At 32.9% G+C, this 1,466-nt stretch carries 2 protein-coding genes; both read right to left on the bottom strand.

Translation table 11 applies throughout. The features are described 5' to 3' along the window. Positions 1–268: 268 nt before the first annotated feature. A complete protein-coding gene (locus tag FTV37_RS17405; protein WP_180039210.1) occupies positions 269–799 on the bottom strand; it encodes a plasmid replication DNA-binding protein in 531 nt (176 codons plus the stop codon). Between the two features lie 58 nt (positions 800–857). Then, positions 858–1,466: RepB family plasmid replication initiator protein (locus tag FTV37_RS17400; protein WP_180064337.1), on the bottom strand; the 609-nt coding region annotated here is incomplete at its 5' end.

The following is a 1,466-nucleotide window of genomic DNA, read 5'->3' as shown; positions in this document are numbered from 1 at the left end:
AACTTTACTGTTAAAAGAAGTCTAGACAACCTTGTTTTATGCTTGGATATAAGGCTTATTTTAAAATAATAGTAGTGAAGATTTTCTAAAATTAACATAATACACCTTATACGCAATGCTTTTGAAATTGTGTTATAATTCAATTTGTTGATTCAAGTTTTATAGCCCATTCACCCTCGAATGGGCTTTTTTTATGATTTTTCATGTTCCACGCTTACTTACTGATCAATGTTCCACGGTTTTATTCATTTTAATTAAATAATTTTTGTTAATCATAGGGTCTAAAAAAACGGCTCCAAAAGCCCCTTTTTTCAGGTTCAGGTTCAATATGCTCTGGTACTGGAATTCGCTTCTTAGGCTCTTGGATCTCAGTCTGAATCTCAGCTTCTTCTTTTGGTTCAACAGTCTCTTGGGGTGTTGCAACTGGTGTTGGATCTTCTACCTTTGGAGGTTTTGGGGCTTCCAGTAGGCGTTGCATTGCTTCGATTTGTTCTTGGTAGAAGTTTTCTCTCTCTAAAGACTGATTTTCTCGCAAAATTGATTGGTTTAATTGACGTTCAAGCATGTCAACTTGACGTTTTAGCATGTCAATTTCTGTTAAGTTTTGACTGTCAGTTGATTTACTTTGATTGACAGTTACATTTTTGTTTTGTGGTTCTCCAAAGACTCTAAGTGCCTCTGCAAAGTCAATCAAACCATCTGAGCTTTTAGATAAATTTCCTTTATTAATATGAGCATATATAGCTTGTCGTGAATATCCATATAGCTTTGCAAGTTCCGATACTGATAGCTTTTTCATAGTTGTAAAGTTGTTATCAAGTCATGTTAATAATTGACTATTCAATTGACAGTGTCAATTAACTTAATGACTTGAATCCTAACTGCTTTAAGTAAGGCATATATTCTCTTACTTTTGCAGGGTCTATTAGCTGATTAGCAATTCGTTTAGCAAAATCCTCATAACTCTCACCAACTTCACTATATTGGTTCGCAAAAGCTGAGTCATAGGCAAGTTTGTTTGAGAACAAATCAATTTGGCTAACTGTAAGAGGCTTTTCTTTTTTCTTTTCTTTAGAAGGCTTCGTAGTTTCTTTTTTTCCAATTACGAATCTAAAACCTGTAATTTTTTTGCCATCTTTAAGGTTGGAGAAAGATACTTGTAGTTCAGTAGATTTATTAATTTCTGATACCGCTGGTACGATAACTCTTTTTTTTAAATTCCAAAGCAAGGAATACTTATTTTGTAACTCGAATATATTTCTGAACTCTTCTTCTTTGAAATCTCTGTGTCCTATATTTTCGTATTGTTTTAATAATTGATAAAGCTGGATGGAGTGGGATCCTCTTAGCTGTAAAACTTCTTTAATTGTAAACTTTGTGTATGGATGATTGTTATTAAATATAGACAACATAAACAGGACTTCATTTGTGAAGTAAAAGCTTATTTTTCCATCTGCATATTCAAT

Source organism: Acinetobacter sp. YH16042, assembly GCF_013417245.1.
Taxonomy (GTDB): domain Bacteria; phylum Pseudomonadota; class Gammaproteobacteria; order Pseudomonadales; family Moraxellaceae; genus Acinetobacter; species Acinetobacter amyesii.
This window is presented reverse-complemented; position numbering and strand designations above follow the sequence as displayed.